The following is a 16,709-nucleotide window of genomic DNA, read 5'->3' as shown; positions in this document are numbered from 1 at the left end:
AAAATGGTTTTTTTACAAAAATCTGTTATTTAGAGTCTTAATTAGTAATTTTATCAGAATTAAACATAAAAAAATGAAAAAGAATTTAATTCTGATGGTCGGCTTAACAGTAGGCCTTGTATTAGTATCATGTAAAAAAACAGGTACTGAACTTGAAAAAGAACTCTCGGCAGCACATGCTAAATTGAAATCTGATCATAACAAATTAGAAACAGCTCATTCGGTAATGGAAAAAGAACATGCTGCTTTTACCAGTATTCATCACCTGCAGAATGAACCTGCTACCAGTGAGCATAACAAAATTGAAGCTTTGCATAAGAATATTCTGCAGCAGCATGCAGACCTGCTTTCCAGGCATTCTGAAATTATAAAAAAGCATGATGAATTGGAGAGAAAGCATGCAACTGAAAATTTTGACATCAATCAATTGAAAGCTGATCATGATCAAATGATGAAAGAGGATGAAGAATTGATACGGGAGCATACAAAAATGACAGAAGATCATACAAAAATGATGGCAGAAGATGCTAAGATAAAAAAAGAAGATAAATTGAAATAATTTTGTACAAAAACGGTCTGAACTTTCAGGCTGTTTTTTTACGGTTACTTATCAATAAAAGTAAATATCTTTGGACGCTTAAATAAAAACTAATTTAAAAATATGAGAAAATTATTGTTATTGCTGTTCATGGCAATTGGAGTAGTAGCCTTTGCTCAAAATCAAATTAATGTTGAATCCGGAAATTTTGATTTTTTAAAAGATCAAAACGAAGTGAATGTTCAGTTGGTGTTTGATAATGCAGTCTATCAGGAGAAGAACATGACGGAAGCTCAATACCTGGAAAACAGGAAAGCGGATATTACAGCCAAAAAAAGCGAAGCTGTATGGAAAAACTGGATTTATCAGTGGGGACAGTTTAAAAATTCTGAATATTTGGACTATTTCCTTAAAGGCATAAATGGGAAATCCAAAAAAGTAGTTTTCAAAAAGGATGCAAAGACAAAATACACGCTGATTATTGATGCAAAATGGATTTATGCCGGCTGGTATGGCGGAATGATAGGTTCTCAGGAAGCAAAATTAACAGCAGATATGAAGTTTGTGGGAACTGATGATCCTTCGAAAGTAGTGATGAGATTACAAGCAGATAAAATAGGAGGCAAGCAAATGAATAAAGAATTTGCATGGGAATACGGAAGAATAGCTGCGGCCTATGAAGTTACCGGAAAAAAATTGGGAAAGGAAATCAAAGAAGTTATAAAATAAACAAAAACGGTCTGAAAAAATTCAGACCGTTTTTGTTATGCTTGATTTTGCTGCTCCTGTTTTTCCAGCTTGATCAGGTTCGCAAGGTTTTTAATTACCGTATCGTGCTTTCTCACAAAAGGATTGTCTTTATTCCAGACATAGCCTGCTAAAACAGCACAGATCTTTTTCTTTACATCCGGATTTTCCGGCTGATGGAAGAATAGCTCCTGCAGATTTCCGGTATACCATTCTTTTACATAGGTGGTGAAAACATCCACTCCGTATAAAATGTAGTCTGTGTATTCCCTTTGCCAGTCGATTTTTTCTCCGTTTAATTGTCTTAGCGCCAGTTTTGCGGCCAGCATTCCGGATTCTGTGGCAAAAGCCATTCCGGAAGAAAATACCGGATCAAGGAATTCAGAGGCATTTCCTGTTAAAGCAAATCCGTCTCCGAATAAACTTTTTACTGAACAGGAATAATCTTTCAGATGTTTAGGTTCAAAAAGGAAATCTACATTTCCAAAACGTTTTACATAATATTCAGAAAGAGAAATCGCTTTTCTTAAAGCTTCCGTTGTATCTCCGTTTTCAGATAATTTGTCGATATATTCAGTAGGGCCTACAATTCCTAAACTTGTGTTTCCGTTGGAAAAAGGAATTACCCAAAGCCATACTTCGGTTTCAATAATGTCAAAAGAAATCAAAGTTCCTTCCTCTCCAGGTTCTCTGTTGATATCGTTTACATGAGAGAAAATGGCAGAGTGAGGGGAAAGTTTTGAAGGTTTTTCAAGATCAAGCAGGCGAGGCAAAACTCTTCCGTAGCCACTGGAATCGATAACAAACTTAGCGTGGATCTCTTTTGTTTCTCCATCCTTGTTTCTTACCGTAGTCACAGAATCTGTTCCGTCAAATTTGATATCTATCACTTCCGTTTCAAACTCAAGATCAATTCCTTTGTTAATAACTTCCTGAGCAAGCGTATTATCAAAATCAGCTCTTGGAACCTGCCAGGTCCAGTCCCAGCCTTCCCCGAATTTGTTGCTGAAATCAAAAATGCAGACTTCCTCACCACGAAGGAAACGAGCCCCAAGCTTTTTTTCAAAGCCCATTTTGTCTAATGCAGGGAAAAGTCCGGCCTCCTCAAAGTGGTCCATTACCCTTGGAATTAAGCTTTCTCCAACTACGAGTCTGGGGAATTTTGTTTTTTCAACTACTTTTACGCTGACGTTATTGTTCTTCAGGTATGAAGAAGACACGCATCCGGAGGGTCCGGCTCCGATTACAAGAACGTCAACAAATTCTTTGCTCATCTTTGATTTTTTATTTTAATAATAACTTTTATCTTTGCCGCAAAATTAGTGACAAATAATTAATATTTTACAAAATTATCAACTATTACTTTTAATTGATGAAAATAAATAACTTTTTAGAACTGAAAGACTTTCAAAAAATTATCATTGAGAATGAAAAAATAGAACTGGATGAATCACTTTTATCAAGAGTGGATAAAAGTTTTCAGTTTTTAAAAGAGTTTTCAAAAAATAAAGTAATATATGGTGTGAACACCGGTTTTGGGCCCATGGCTCAGTTTAAAATCAGTGATGAAGACACCCACCAGCTTCAGTATAACCTGATCAGAAGCCATTCTTCAGGAATTGGAAATCCTTTACCTGCGGAAGAAGTAAAAGCGTGTATGCTGGCAAGATTGAATACCTTATCATTAGGGAATTCAGGAGTGCATCAGTCTGTTATCTATCTTCTTCAGGAACTGATCAACAGAGATATTACTCCATTGATCTTTGAACATGGAGGAGTAGGAGCAAGTGGCGACCTTGTTCAGCTGGCTCACCTGGCTTTGGTATTGATTGGAGAAGGAGAAGTTTTTTACAATGGAGAAAGAAAATCTACCAAAGAGGTTTTTGAAACAGAAGGCTTAGAACCGATCAAAGTAGAGATCCGTGAAGGACTTGCTTTAATGAACGGAACTTCCGTAATGTCAGGAATTGGTATTGTGAATGCTTATAAAGCGAATCAGCTTATTGATATTTCCCTTAGGCTTTCCTGTGCGATCAATGAGATTGTACAGGCTTATGATGATCACCTGTCAGAAGCGTTGAACGGAACCAAAAGACATTATGGGCAGCAAAAAGTGGCAGAAAGAATGCGTGCTCATCTGGCAGACAGTAAGCTGATCAGAAAAAGAGAAGAGCATCTTTATACTCATTTTGAAGAGCAGGAAAAAGTATTCAAGGAAAAAGTTCAGGAGTATTATTCTTTACGATGTGTTCCTCAGATTTTAGGTCCGGTATTGGATACATTGGAATATACGGAGAAAGTTCTTGAAAATGAGATCAATTCAGCGAATGATAACCCGATTATCAATGTTGAAGACCAGCATGTTTACCATGGAGGAAACTTCCATGGAGATTATATTTCTCTGGAAATGGACAAGCTTAAAATCGTGGTGACAAAACTGACCATGCTTGCAGAAAGACAGTTAAACTATCTTCTGAATGCGAAAATCAATGAAATTTTGCCTCCTTTTGTCAATTTAGGTAAATTAGGTTTCAATTTCGGAATGCAGGGAGTACAGTTTACGGCAACTTCTACTACGGCAGAAAGCCAGATGCTGTCAAACTCTATGTATGTTCATAGTATTCCGAATAATAACGATAATCAGGATATCGTTAGTATGGGAACAAACGCTGCTGTAATTTGCAGAAAAGTCATTGAAAATGCCTTTGAAGTTTTGGCCATTGAAGCGATTACCATCATTCAGGCTGTGGAATATCTTGGATTCCAGGATAAGGTTTCATCCTCTACAAAAGAACTGTATGATGATATCAGAAAAATTATTCCTGCTTTCTCAGATGATATGGTCATGTATCCGTATCTGGAAGAAGTAAAGAAATATCTGAAAGGAATGTAACTATTGGTTGCCATCAATTGTCTTTTAAAAAAGGCTTCCAGCATCAACTTAAAAAACTAAAAACGATATAAACACTAACGCATGAAATGTGCAATTGTAACAGGTGGCTCCAGAGGAATCGGGAGGGCAATCTGTATAAAACTGGCTGAAGAGAAAAACTATCACATCCTTATCAACTACGCTTCAAATGAAACGGCAGCCAAAGAAACGTTGGCTACAGTGGAAGAGTTGGGCGCTACCGGAGAAATTCTTAAATTTGATGTAGGAAACACCGAAGAAACACAAGCTGTTTTAACGGAGTGGCAGGAGAAAAATCCTGACGCTGTGGTAGAAGTGATTGTCAATAATGCCGGAATCACAAGAGACGGTCTTTTTATGTGGATGCAGAAGGAAGACTGGAACAGTGTGATCAATACAAGTCTGGACGGATTTTTCAATGTGACCAATTTCTTTATTCAAAAGCTGCTTCGTAATAAATACGGAAGAATCATCAATATGGTTTCCGTATCCGGAGTAAAAGGAACAGCCGGGCAGACGAATTATTCCGCTGCGAAAGGAGCTTTGGTAGGAGCTACAAAAGCTCTTGCTAAGGAAGTTGCCAAAAGAAATGTTACGGTAAATGCCGTTGCACCGGGTTTCATCAAAACGGATATGACCCAGGAGTTTAATGAAGATGAGCTTAAAGCAATGATTCCTGCCAACAGATTCGGAGAAGCTGAAGAAGTGGCGGATCTTGTCGCATTTTTAGCATCTAAAAAATCTTCCTACATAACAGGAGAAGTGATAAATATTAACGGAGGAATTTATTCATAACATGGAAAATAGGGTTGTAATTACCGGAATGGGAATTTATTCCTGCATCGGGACGTCTTTAGAAGAGGTCAGGGAATCCCTATATCAAGGAAAATCCGGTATTGTTTTAGATCAGGACAGAAAAGAATTTGGTTTCAGGTCTGGCCTTACAGGAGTGGTTCCGAAGCCTGATCTTAAAAATCTTTTAAACAGACGCCAGCGTGTCAGTATGGGAGAAGAAAGCGAATATGCTTATCTTGCTACCCTGGATGCTTTAAAACAGGCGAATCTGGATGAAGAATTCTTAGATGCTCATGAAGTGGGGATCTTATACGGAAATGACAGTGTTTCCCAGGCAGTCGTAGAATCTATCGATATTGCAAGGGAAAAGAAAGATACAACATTAATGGGATCGGGAGCGATCTTCAAATCAATGAACTCAACGGTAACGATGAACCTTTCTACGATTTTTAAACTGAAAGGAATCAATCTTACCATCAGTGCAGCATGCGCAAGCGGTTCTCATTCTTTAGGGCTGGCTTATATGATGATTAAAAATGGTTTCCAGGATATGATTATCTGCGGCGGAGCTCAGGAAACCAACAAATATTCCATGGCGAGCTTTGACGGATTGGGAGTGTTCTCAGCCAGAGAAGATGAGCCTGCAAAAGCATCCAGACCTTTCGATGCAGAAAGAGACGGATTGATTCCAAGCGGCGGAGCTGCCAGTCTGATTGTTGAAAGCTTGGAATCTGCCCAAAGAAGAGGCGCTCCGATTATTGCAGAGATTATCGGGTATGGTTTTTCTTCCAACGGAGGTCATATTTCAACTCCTAATGTAGACGGACCGGCTTTGGCAATGGACAGAGCCTTAAAACAGTCAGGATTAAAAGCTTCAGACATCGATTATATCAATGCTCACGCAACTTCTACTCCAATTGGTGATGCCAACGAAGCGAAAGCCATCTATGAGATTTTCGGCAGTGAAGTTCCGGTAAGTTCTACCAAATCCATGACCGGACACGAGTGCTGGATGGCAGGTGCAAGTGAAGTGATCTACTCCATTCTGATGATGCAGAACGATTTTGTTGCTCCCAATATCAATCTGGAAAACCCTGATAATGAAGCACAAAAGATAAATTTAGTTGCAAAAACAAAAAATCAAAAAATTGATGTATTTTTGTCGAATTCTTTTGGGTTTGGGGGAACCAATTCTGCACTAATAGTTAAAAAATTTGATTAAAAACATGGAAAGGGAAAAAATTGTTGCTATTGTTAATGATTTTCTGGTAAACGAATTCGAGGTAGACGGAGACGAAATCAGTAACGATGCCAACCTTAAAAATACACTGGGCTTAGACAGCTTAGATTATATCGACATGGTAGTCGTGATCGAATCCAATTTTGGCGTGAAATTAGGAGAAGCAGATTTCAAAAAAATGGTGACATTTGATGATTTCTATACAACGATTGAACATAAGATTGCTGAAAAAAACGCGTAGTTATTGAGTCAATCTTTATTCTATAAAATGTACCAATGTAATGATCATAACAGCATCCCGGTGATGTGTAAGGCGATTGTTACATTGGTATACTGTTATATTGATAAATTGTATTTATGAACAAGTGGAAAGGTAAATCTAAAGGGACAGTACTCGGATACAGAATATTTGTCTGGTGTATTAGAAATATCGGGATCAGAAGTTCATACGGGGTGCTGTATTTTGTAGCCGCTTATTATTCATTATTTCAGAAAAAGAGCAATCAGTATATCCGCTATTATTTTCAGAAAAGACTGAACTACGGATACTGGAAGTCCAAGATCTCTGTCTTTAAAAGCTATTTTACCTTCGGAAAAGTTCTGATTGATAAAACTGCGATTTCTGCCGGACTCAGAGAAAAATATACCTATGAATTTGATGGTATTGAAAACCTCAGAAATCTTTTAGCTGCTAAAAAAGGAGGTGTACTCATCAGTGCCCATATTGGTAATTTTGAAAGTGCGGAACACTTTTTTGCAGATATCGACTTCGACTGCCAGATCAATCTGGTTACAACAGATCAGGAAGTGACCGTGATCAAGGAATATCTGGAAAGTGTTGCGGTAAAAAAGAGTAATATCAAGTTTATTTACGTGAAGGAGGACATGTCTCATATCTTTGAGATCAATCAGGCTTTGTCTAATAATGAACTCATCTGCTTTACCGGAGACCGTTATTTTGAAGGTTCCAAATATCTGGAAACAGAACTGCTGGGTAAAAGTGCAAAATTTCCGGCCGGCCCGTTTTTGATCGCCTCAAGGTTAGGCGTTCCCGTAGTATATGTCTATGTGATGAAGGAGAATAATCTTCATTACCATCTGTACGCAAGAGTGGCACAGAATATCAAAAACCGTGATTCACAGGGACTTTTACAGTCTTATGTTCAGAATCTTGAAACCATGGTGAAAAAATACCCGCTTCAATGGTTTAATTATTTTGATTTTTGGGATGATGTTGATTAATTTTTCTATTTTTATCCCGAAAAACGAATAAAAACTAAAAAACCATTAAGATTTACCGAGATTTAAGAGAACCCATAAAATTTCTATGCTTACTTTACCAAAGTAAACTTTAAATATCTTAAATTCCCTGTTTCTTAATTATTAAAAGCACATTCTCTTTTGAAGAAAGCATACGACATACTTGTAATCGGCAGTGGATTGGGAGGTCTTGTTTCGGCTCTTATTTTGGCGAAAGAAGGTCTGAAAGTATGTGTTCTCGAGAAAAATAACCAATATGGCGGAAATCTTCAGACTTTTTCAAGGAATAAGCTTATTTTCGATACAGGAGTCCACTATCTGGGAGGTTTATCCAAAGGGCAAAACCTGAATCAGTTTTTTTCCTATCTGGAAATCATGGATGACCTTGAACTTCAGCTGATGGATGAAGATGGCTATGACAGAATCAGTTTCGGTGATGATGAAATAGAGTATCCTCATGCACAGGGCTACCAGAATTTTGTTGAACAGCTTTCAAAATATTTCCCCGAAGAAAAAGAAAACCTTGAAAACTACTGTGAAGAAATTCAATATGTATGCAGCCAGTTTCCAAGATATCATGTAGTAGGAAAGGACAGTTACAACGAAGAAATCCTGCACCTCAATACTAAAAGATTCATTGAGTCTGTTACCCAGAATAAAAAATTGCAGTCAGTTTTACTGGGTTCCAACTTTTTATATGCCGGAGACTCGGAGAATGTTCCCTTTTATGTACATGCTCTGACGGTAAATTCTTACATTCAAAGTGCTTACAAATGTGTGAAAGGAGGAAGTCAGATTTCTAAACTTTTAATCAGAAAACTCCGGGAATATGGAGCCGAAGTACACAAGCACTCGGAAGTTTCAGAATTTGTTTTTAATGAAAATAATACACTGACCTCTGTAAAGACGAAAGCAGGAAAAGAATACGAGGCAAAACAATTTATATCAAATATAGAAATACGCTCCACCATCAAACTGATAGGCGAGGAAAGACTGAAAAAATCCTTTCTGAACAGGGTTTTAAGCTGGAAGCCTGTTTCTTCGTGTTTCAGTATTTATCTGGTTTTAAAACCTCACAGTCTTCCGAATTTCAATTACAACAGATACCACTATTCATCGGAAGATCAGGTCTGGAATGCATCCCAATACCAAAAAGAATCGTGGCCGGAAACCTATATGCTTTCATCTACGCCTTCAAAACATCACCCTGAGTTTGCAGAAAGCCTCACCGCGATTTCTTATATGGATTTTGATGAGGTTAAAGAATGGGAAAATACATTCAATACAGTTGCGGATGAGCATGAAAGAGGAGAAGCTTATGAAAGGTTTAAGCTTGAAAAGACTGAAAAAATGCTTGATGCCCTGGAAAAGAAAATTCCCAATATAAGACATGCTGTTAAAACACTCTATACTTCTTCTCCCTTGTCTTACAGGGACTATATTGGTAATTTTGAAGGAAATATGTACGGATATATGAAAAGTTCAGAGAACCCTCTTAAAACAATGGTTTCCCCACGTACGAAAATTGACAATCTTTTTCTGACGGGACAATCCGTGAATATGCATGGCATCTTAGGTGTTACGATCGGAGCCTTTAATACCTGTGCCGAGATTATTGGAAAAGAAACGATAGACATGCGGTTGACACAAATGATTAATAAAAACTAAAGTGAAAAAAACTAAAACCATTTATACTTCCGTTCAAAGAACCTTTCTTTATCTCACTCTTTGTTTTTTCCTCATATCCTGCGGAATATCAAAATCTATCCGGCATATTCCCGAGGTAAAACAATATGCTCTGGAAGTTCCCCAAATTACCAGAATCAACGACAGCACTTTCAGCTATAATCAGAATTATCTTACCAAAAATAAACAGCAGCTCTGGGAACTTTATATCAAGGGAAATCCTTTACAATTAGGATATAATAATGGAGCATTGACACAAAGCTTAATGCAGAAGCAGGAAAGCATTTTCTTTTCAAAAGTGGAAAGTTTTGTCCCTTCAAAATTCAGACAAAGGATATTAAGAGGCTTTTTAAAATGGTATAACAGAAAAATGTACCTCAATGTAAGAGAAGATTATCAGGCAGAATTATATGGTTTGTCACAATATTCCTCGGATCAGTATGATTTTATTGCTCCCAAATATTTAAGAAGCCTTTATCTGCATGGAGCTCATGATATAGGACATGCGATGCAGGATCTGGCCATGGTGGGCTGTACTTCTCTTGCTGTATGGAACGAAAACACCGAAGATGGGGATTTGCTGATCGGAAGAAATTTTGATTTTTATGTAGGCGATGATTTTTCAAAAAACAAGCTGGTAGAATTTGTGCAACCCGATGAAGGAATTCCTTACATGTCGGTAAGCTGGCCGGGAATGATTGGTGTGGTTTCAGGAATGAATAAGGAAGGAATTACAGTAACCATTAATGCTGGGAAATCAAAAATTCCTTTAACAGCCAAAACCCCGATTTCCCTTGTAACAAGAGAAATTCTGCAGTATGCTAAAAATATAGAAGAAGCCATTGCGATTGCTAAAAAAAGAAAAGTATTTGTTTCTGAATCTATTCTGGTGGGAAGCGCTGCAGACAAAAATGCGGTAATCATTGAAGTTTCGCCTAAGAATTTCGGTGTATACAGCGTGCAGAATACCAGCAGAGTTCTTTGTACCAATCATTTTCAGTCGGAAGCTTATAAAGATGACAAAAGAAATCAGAAACATATTGAGGAAAGCCATTCTGAATACCGTTATGAAAGGCTTCAGGAGCTTTTGCAGGAAGAAAAGAAAATAACACCGGAAAAGATGGCTTCCATTTTAAGGAACAGATCCGGTTTAAAAGATGAAAGCATCGGTTACGGTAATGAAAAAGCACTCAATCAGCTACTGGCACACCATGCTGTTATATTTTCGCCACAGAAAAAACTGGTCTGGGTTTCTTCCAATCCTTATCAGCTGGGAGAATTTGTTTGCTATGATCTGAACAAAATCTTTTCAGACAAAGGATTGCAGCCTGATGACCTTTCAAAATCAGGTTTAAATATTCCACGAGATCCATTTGCAGATTCTGAAGCATTTCAAAACTATGAACTGTCTAAAATATACGGGAAAGAAATCAGTGAGGCTGCAGACGATAAAAATACACTGCTGACAGATGATATTATTCATTCCTGCCAGGCTATGAATCCGGATTTCTGGCTGATCTATTATCAATCCGGAAAATACTATTTTAGCAAAAAAGAATATTCAAAGGCAAAAATGGAGTTTGAAAAAGCGTTGACTAAAGAAATTACGACGGTTCCGGATAGAAAGAATGTAGAAAAATACCTGAAGAAAACTTTAAAGAAACTGAAATGATCCCCAAATATATAAGACTGCTGTTCTGTATTCCTTTTGTTATTATTATCTGTTATTCTGTGTATTTGTGCAGTGTGTACAGCTCAATACCTGAAACCATCATTATTCACGGTTACGGAAGTATGAAAGACAGCTATGGGAGTAAACTATTTCTTGTGTTTCCCGTATTGATGAATCTGGCTGTTCTTGTGTTTATCTGGTTGATTATCAGAAGACCTGATAGAATAAAATTTACCTTTGAAATGAAGGAAGAGGAAAAAGAAAAAACGTATCGTATCACACAACTGGCTTTGGTAATAATTGCGATATTTGTTACCATCATGATGACGCCACTTTCATTTTCAGATGTGGTTTTTAAATAATTAATTATGAAAAAACTTTTAACCTTATTCTTTATCGTGTATTTTCTGCCAGCTTTTTCTCAGGATAGAAAAGAGATCGGAAATATTTTCATTAAAGCTCTGCTGGTTGATAAAAATATAGAAAAAGCACATTCTTATTTTGATCCTTCCGTAGCAGGACAAATTCCGGTGGATCAGCTTAAAGCTATCCCGGACCAGCTTCAGAGCCAGGTTGGAGGATTGAAAAATATCCTTGAAGTAAATAACGAAGGAAACACCTATTATTACTATTCTGAATTTGAAAAGGAAAAACTGGATATTCAGCTTACTTTCAGTGAGAATAATAAATTGCTGGGTTTCTTCCTGGTTCCTCACAAAACATTTGAAAAAAGAGATGAGAAAACCACACTGAAAATAAAAAGTGATGCTATTGAGCTGAACGGAACATTATTAATTCCGCCTTCCAACAATAAAAAGAGATTGGTTATTTTCGTTCACGGCTCCGGACCTCATGACAGAGATGAAACCATTGGAGAAAACAAGCCGTTTAAAGACATTGCAGAATATCTTTTAAACAACGGAATTGCTTCCTATCGATATGATAAAAGAACCTATTCCCACCCTGAAGCATTCACGGAAAAGTCTACTGTAGAAGAAGAGACCATCAATGATGCTGTAAACGCAGCTCTTTATTTTAAAAATAATGCTGATTACAAAGGATACCAGATTATCATTCTTGGGCATAGCCAGGGAGCGTATATGACACCAAAAATTGCAAAAAAGGCACAGGTTTCAAAATATATTTTTATGGCCGGGAATGCAAGACCGCTGCAAGACCTTCTTGTTGAGCAATATGAATATCTTCATACGATGGATCCGGCTAAAGTTCCAGCCGAAGCTGTTCAGGAAATTAAAAAGCAGGTTACTTTTTTATACTCATCCAAATTTAACTTACATTCTCCTTCATCAGAGCTTCCTTTGGGCCAGTCTGCCGCATATTGGAAGTATTTGAAGGATTACAATCAGCTTAACGAAGTTAAAAAAATCAAAGCTCCGATGTTTTTCGCACAGGGAGGAAGAGATTATCAGGTGACTGAAAAAGATTTTAATCTTTGGAAAGCAACATTGAAAAATGATACAACGGCTGTTTTTAAATTTTATCCGGCATTAAGCCACTTATTCATTACAGGCTCCGGCAAGCCATCTCCAAAAGATTATGAAACTAAAGGAAAAGTGGATGAACAGTTTTTAAAAGATTTGGTTCAGTTTATTCTGTAATAATGTATTCCGTGTAAAATAGAAAATAATAATTCATTGTGATAGGCCTGGAACTTTGTTCCGGGCTTTTTTAACTGTTTTCCGGGCTTACCTTATTCAGAAACAGAAAAGAGGTCACTCCTGCAATGGCCGAAAGTGTTATGCTTAAGATGAAGCTGCCAATCACATATTGCAGAAGATTGTTCTTGATCAGTTCGAAGTTTAAATCCTGACTTAGAATATCGCTGTTTCCACTTACAAAGGGAGCTCCCAGAAACAGAGAAGCTGCAATAATAAAAGGAATAAAAGGAGGAAGACTCACATTGGAAGCTACAAATGCAAGGACTTTATTAAGTTTAAAAAGTACAGATAAACTGATCACCAGAAGTGTCTGAAATCCCCAGAAAGGAGAAAGTCCTATAAAAACGCCCAGTGCTATGGAAAATGCTTTTGTTCGGTTACTTCCGTCACTTTCTAAGACATCTTCCTGGATGAATCTTTTAAAGCTTTTTTTTTTGAAATTATTCACGAAATTTCTCGGAATAATATAAAGTAGAGTAATCGTTACCAGAATTGTATTCAGAATACTGATTCTTGTAAAATCTTTGAAAGGTCTGAAATGGGAAACCCGCTCTGCCAGATCATACAAAACTTTGATCGGAACATTTTTTACCGGAACATGTCGCCAGGCGGTTCTTACAATGATTTCAATTTCAAATTCAAACTTAGGGGTAAAATATTTCTTTGGAATTTTATGCAAAGGATAAAGTCTGTAGCCGGACTGTGTATCTTCCAGCTTAATACCGGTTTCAAACCAAAACCAGAAATTGGAAAAGCGGTTTCCGAAACTGCTTTTCTTAGGAATGCCATCCTGAGACATATTTCTGTTTCCGATCAGAAGGACATCTTCTTTTTCCTGAAGAAGAGCTTCTACAAATACCGGAATATCATCCGGATAATGCTGCCCATCCGAATCAATGGTGATGGCGTAATCATATCCTGATTTCTTTGCTGCTCTGAAACCTGTTTTTAGGCCGTTTCCTTTCCCTTTATTCTCCGGTAAGGAAATTACAGTGATCTGAGGATATTGAGCAAGAATCTGAGGCGTGGAATCTGTAGAACCATCATCAACCACAATAATACTTCCGGTGTAGTTGAGAACACCGTCAATAACCCTTTTCAGAGTTTTTTCATTATTGTAGGTAGGGATTAAAATGCATATCTTCTTTTCAGAAATAGCATTTTGTACTTCAGCAAGCAACATTTTTTTATTTTAAAGTGGCTCTTTCCGCCTCTGTCATGGTTTTAGATTGCATTGCAAACCTTTTGATATAGCTCTTCAGAGCTGTATTCTGTTTGCTGTAATTATTCAGCAGGAAAGCTTTATCATCCTTCAGGCTCCCGCGGTATCCTACGATCTTCGGAATATTTTCCTGAACACTCATTCTGATCAGACGAAGTTCTGCATTGTTAGGATTACTTTTAATAATGCCTTCAAGACTTGTAGCGCCTGTCTTTACCAGAGCTTTTCTGTTGCTTTTGGCAATTTTTGCCTCCATAATCTTTGCTGCCGCTTTATATCCGACAGTTACAGCGTCAGAACCGGATTGTTTTTCAGCGGTTTCAATAAAGCTCGCAGTATTGGTAGTGGATTCGTTCGCCTTAGCATAGCTGTTTCTCAGCGTTTCAAGGTCAGATTGAAAGAAAAAAACAAATGCTGTTATGAATGATAAGATTAGTTTCATGATGATATTTTTTTATAGCTTACAGACAATTTCAATGCAATAGTCTCGCCAAAAGAAGTTGTGTTTTTTACTTTAACATCTTCTTCATTTTCAGCAATATCCAGCTGAAGTACCAGATCAGGGGTTTCAAAAGGATTGATAATTGCCATGAACTTTACATTGGAAGCTGTTTTCAGAAATAACTTTGAACCTGTAAATTCCTCAGTCAGTTCCTTAATAATTTGCATCATACAAACACCGGGAGTTACCGGATTTCCAGGGAAATGACCTTTAAAAATATCGTGGTCTTTATTCAGGTGAATATGAGCAGTAAACTTTCCGTCTTCTGCTTTATCGTATGATGTTAAAGTATAAAAGTCTGTAAGAATCGTTTGCATGATCTTATTTTTTTAAGATTAAAGTATAATCAATTTCTTTCCAAAAAATAGATATATCCATAGATTTGAGGGCAGAAATTACTCTGTTTCGGTTATTTGAAATAGTTTTATGTTGATCTTAAAGTCCTTGTGCTGCAGGTTTAAGCTGTCCGCGAAGATAGGTCTTTTTGCATCAAAAGTAAAATCGATTTTCTCCTTGTTGTTTTTCGTATAGATAATCTGCCTCAGCAAATTACTTTCTTTGTTGAAAAACAGATAATAGCTTTTATTTTCGATTTTTGAAAGATAGATTTTAGCATTTTCATTTTCAAAGCTTTCACTGACCGGATATTTTCTTTTCAGAAGCTGTTGAAAGTCGTTTTTCAGGAAATTGATGACTATTTTTTTATCCAGGTCAGGAAGTACATAATTCAGCTTGAAATCATGATCAGAGACTTCAAAATCTATCAGTTTATTCCCGAAATCAGAAGTTAAGGCAACACGATGTGTTGTTTCATTCAGTCTTTTGATGATCAGAATACCGCTTACATGGTTTTTATAAATATCCATCTGGCATTTGTAAACATAATCTTCACCGGAAGAGAAATATAAGTTTTCCACCATCTTTTCAGAAGATGAGGCAGGTTTTGCTTCTGTTAACTTATAGGTTTTACAGGAAACAGCCAGGATCAGAATCAGGCTATAAAGTAAACTCTGACGCAGGAATTGAAGCATTGATCTTGGTATTTTTGAAAACAATATTCGTAGTATCTCCGGAAGCCTCCGTCATATTGACCTGTGAAACTGTCGACTGGTTTTTAGGGAAAAACAGTTCAATCTGTTTAATATATTTCAGCAACTGAGAAGTCTTTGGGACAAACTTCGCCACATTGTAATTTCCGTTCTTAAAATAGGTAACGGTGAACTCAGGATCATTGAACATGGTTCCGTTCGAACTTCCAACAATAAGTTTATTGATTTTTTCAAAGGTTTTGCTCTTCGCATCCACAGAAGATTTTTTCCCCTGATCGTTGATGAAGATTTTATTGCTTTTAAAAACAATGCTGTACTGATAAGGTTTTGTATATTTCCAGCTCAGCATATTGGGTGTCTGCAAAGACATTTTCCCATAGGTAACAATGCTTTTATCCAGAAAATCCATTTTTTTGGTCTGGGTAAAATCACTCTGCAACGTTTTAATTCCTTTTGTATCAGAAGAAACTTTCGATACGAATGCTTTGGCTTCAGCTCCGGACATTGCCGTGTTTTGGGCAAAAAAGAATCCTGAAACCAGTAAGAATGCCCCGAAAGCAATATTTTTAATCATTTCTATTTAAATTTATCACTGTATCAACAGTAAAGGTTGAATATTTTTTATCCTTCAAAAATACTAATAAATTGGCCAGCACGCGAAAGGTCTTTTCCGAAGTGTCGTGAAGAAGAATAATACTCCCATTTTTCAGGCCTTTTGTCACTCTGTTGTAGATTTTCTTTTCGTCATCAATGATGGTGTCCAATGACCGGACATTCCAACCGATGCTTACTTTATTCGTTTTTTTAATTGCTTTCGCAATATTGGGATTCGTCACCCCGAACGGTGGTCTATAGAGGCTGGTGCTGATATTTCCTACATTTTTCATGATCTTATCACACTTTTCAATCTCTGTAATCATTTTTGAAGTCGATAAAAACCCTGTGGAATTGGAATGTGATAACGTATGATTTCCTATGGTATGTCCCTCTGCAATGATTCTTTGAAACGTCTCAGGGTATTTTTCAATCTGTTTTCCGATACAGAAGAAAGTTGCTTTTATCTGATGCTCTATAAGCAGGTCTAAAAACTTTGGGGTAAATTCAGTAGGTCCGTCATCAAAAGTAAGAGCTACTTCTTTTATTCTGGTACGTTTATGGGTAATACTGTTCACAAAATATCCCAGCTCAATGTCAAAAGAACCCCAGACAACTACTGCAGAAAAAGCAAAAAAACAAAACAGATACACCCAAAAACTTCCGTGAAATACATAAATAAATACATTACAGAAAAGATAGAACAGGATGAAGGGATAATGTTTCATTGCTGACTGCTTTTTAATTTTGAACTGGTCATTATGAGTTTTATGGGCATAATATTTATTGTATGCCATTGTCACTCCGTAGGAGT

18 protein-coding genes are annotated in these 16,709 nt (G+C 37.0%); 11 read left to right on the top strand and 7 right to left on the bottom strand.

Annotated features, from left to right (window positions below; all coding sequences use genetic code 11):
* Window positions 1-73: 73 nt before the first annotated feature.
* Both FFS26_RS07940 and FFS26_RS07935 read left to right on the top strand, forming a co-directional pair.
* Entirely contained in the window at window positions 74-559 is a 486-nt protein-coding gene (locus tag FFS26_RS07940; RefSeq protein WP_137904766.1) for a hypothetical protein, read from the top strand.
* A 102-nt stretch (window positions 560-661) separates the two neighbouring features.
* Entirely contained in the window at window positions 662-1,267 is a 606-nt protein-coding gene (locus FFS26_RS07935; RefSeq protein WP_137904765.1) for a hypothetical protein, read from the top strand.
* Window positions 1,268-1,302: 35 nt separating this feature from the next.
* Here the strand turns inward: FFS26_RS07935 and FFS26_RS07930 are convergent, their stop codons facing one another.
* Entirely contained in the window at window positions 1,303-2,559 is a 1,257-nt protein-coding gene (locus FFS26_RS07930; RefSeq protein WP_137904764.1) for an NAD(P)/FAD-dependent oxidoreductase, read from the bottom strand.
* 98 nt (window positions 2,560-2,657) lie between these two features.
* Here FFS26_RS07930 and hutH point away from each other — a divergent pair, with 98 nt between their 5' ends.
* The 9 genes from hutH to FFS26_RS07885 all read left to right on the top strand — a co-directional run bounded on the left by hutH (window position 2,658) and on the right by FFS26_RS07885 (window position 12,468).
* The gene (gene hutH, locus FFS26_RS07925) at window positions 2,658-4,178 is read left to right on the top strand and encodes a histidine ammonia-lyase (protein WP_171006264.1); all 1,521 of its coding nucleotides are present in this window, start codon (window positions 2,658-2,660) and stop codon (window positions 4,176-4,178) included.
* 81 nt (window positions 4,179-4,259) lie between these two features.
* A complete protein-coding gene (gene fabG, locus FFS26_RS07920; protein WP_110009857.1) occupies window positions 4,260-4,991 on the top strand; it encodes a 3-oxoacyl-ACP reductase FabG in 732 nt (243 codons plus the stop codon).
* A 1-nt stretch (window position 4,992) separates the two neighbouring features.
* Complete coding sequence (locus FFS26_RS07915) at window positions 4,993-6,213, top strand: beta-ketoacyl-[acyl-carrier-protein] synthase family protein (RefSeq protein ID WP_062675965.1); 1,221 nt, start codon at window positions 4,993-4,995, stop codon at window positions 6,211-6,213.
* A gap of 4 nt (window positions 6,214-6,217) precedes the next feature.
* Window positions 6,218-6,472, top strand: coding sequence for an acyl carrier protein (locus tag FFS26_RS07910; RefSeq protein ID WP_034692469.1), 255 nt, complete (start codon window positions 6,218-6,220; stop codon window positions 6,470-6,472).
* Between the two features lie 116 nt (window positions 6,473-6,588).
* Window positions 6,589-7,473 carry a lipid A biosynthesis acyltransferase gene (locus tag FFS26_RS07905; RefSeq protein WP_110009856.1) on the top strand — a complete coding sequence of 295 codons (885 nt, stop codon included), beginning with the start codon at window positions 6,589-6,591 and terminating at the stop codon, window positions 7,471-7,473.
* A 159-nt stretch (window positions 7,474-7,632) separates the two neighbouring features.
* Window positions 7,633-9,159 carry a phytoene desaturase family protein gene (locus tag FFS26_RS07900; RefSeq protein ID WP_110009855.1) on the top strand — a complete coding sequence of 509 codons (1,527 nt, stop codon included), beginning with the start codon at window positions 7,633-7,635 and terminating at the stop codon, window positions 9,157-9,159.
* A 1-nt stretch (window position 9,160) separates the two neighbouring features.
* The gene (locus tag FFS26_RS07895; RefSeq protein ID WP_137904763.1) at window positions 9,161-10,849 is read left to right on the top strand and encodes a C45 family autoproteolytic acyltransferase/hydolase; all 1,689 of its coding nucleotides are present in this window, start codon (window positions 9,161-9,163) and stop codon (window positions 10,847-10,849) included.
* On the top strand, window positions 10,846-11,211 hold the full coding sequence (locus FFS26_RS07890; RefSeq protein WP_137904762.1) for a hypothetical protein: 366 nt from the start codon (window positions 10,846-10,848) through the stop codon (window positions 11,209-11,211). The genes FFS26_RS07895 and FFS26_RS07890 overlap by 4 nt, the downstream gene beginning before the upstream one ends.
* Window positions 11,212-11,217: 6 nt before the next feature.
* Window positions 11,218-12,468, top strand: a complete 1,251-nt coding sequence (locus tag FFS26_RS07885) for a DUF3887 domain-containing protein (protein ID WP_137904761.1) — start codon at window positions 11,218-11,220, stop codon at window positions 12,466-12,468.
* Window positions 12,469-12,538: 70 nt separating this feature from the next.
* On the opposite strand, the gene FFS26_RS07880 is transcribed toward FFS26_RS07885, so the two are convergent.
* The 6 genes from FFS26_RS07880 to FFS26_RS07855 form a co-directional block, all read right to left on the bottom strand.
* The gene (locus tag FFS26_RS07880; protein WP_137904760.1) at window positions 12,539-13,711 is read right to left on the bottom strand and encodes a DUF2062 domain-containing protein; all 1,173 of its coding nucleotides are present in this window, start codon (window positions 13,709-13,711) and stop codon (window positions 12,539-12,541) included.
* 4 nt (window positions 13,712-13,715) lie between these two features.
* Window positions 13,716-14,192 (bottom strand): hypothetical protein, encoded by a 477-nt coding sequence (locus FFS26_RS07875; protein WP_137904759.1) that lies wholly within the window; start codon window positions 14,190-14,192, stop codon window positions 13,716-13,718.
* On the bottom strand, window positions 14,189-14,569 hold the full coding sequence (locus FFS26_RS07870) for a 3-hydroxyacyl-ACP dehydratase (RefSeq protein WP_082798844.1): 381 nt from the start codon (window positions 14,567-14,569) through the stop codon (window positions 14,189-14,191). Before FFS26_RS07870 ends, FFS26_RS07875 begins: the two co-directional genes overlap by 4 nt.
* 78 nt (window positions 14,570-14,647) lie before the next feature.
* Complete coding sequence (locus tag FFS26_RS07865) at window positions 14,648-15,283, bottom strand: hypothetical protein (RefSeq protein WP_137904758.1); 636 nt, start codon at window positions 15,281-15,283, stop codon at window positions 14,648-14,650.
* Window positions 15,249-15,875, bottom strand: coding sequence for a LolA family protein (locus FFS26_RS07860; RefSeq protein ID WP_137904757.1), 627 nt, complete (start codon window positions 15,873-15,875; stop codon window positions 15,249-15,251). The genes FFS26_RS07865 and FFS26_RS07860 overlap by 35 nt, the downstream gene beginning before the upstream one ends.
* Window positions 15,868-16,623, bottom strand: coding sequence for a polysaccharide deacetylase family protein (locus tag FFS26_RS07855; protein ID WP_137904756.1), 756 nt, complete (start codon window positions 16,621-16,623; stop codon window positions 15,868-15,870). Before FFS26_RS07855 ends, FFS26_RS07860 begins: the two co-directional genes overlap by 8 nt.
* Window positions 16,624-16,709: the final 86 nt, after the last annotated feature.

The sequence above is a fragment of the Chryseobacterium sp. 2VB genome (assembly GCF_005503635.1).
In the GTDB taxonomy this organism is placed as follows: Bacteria; Bacteroidota; Bacteroidia; order Flavobacteriales; family Weeksellaceae; genus Chryseobacterium; species Chryseobacterium cupriresistens.
The sequence above is the reverse complement of the archived record's forward strand: the minus strand, read 5'-3'. Positions and strand labels throughout refer to the sequence as shown.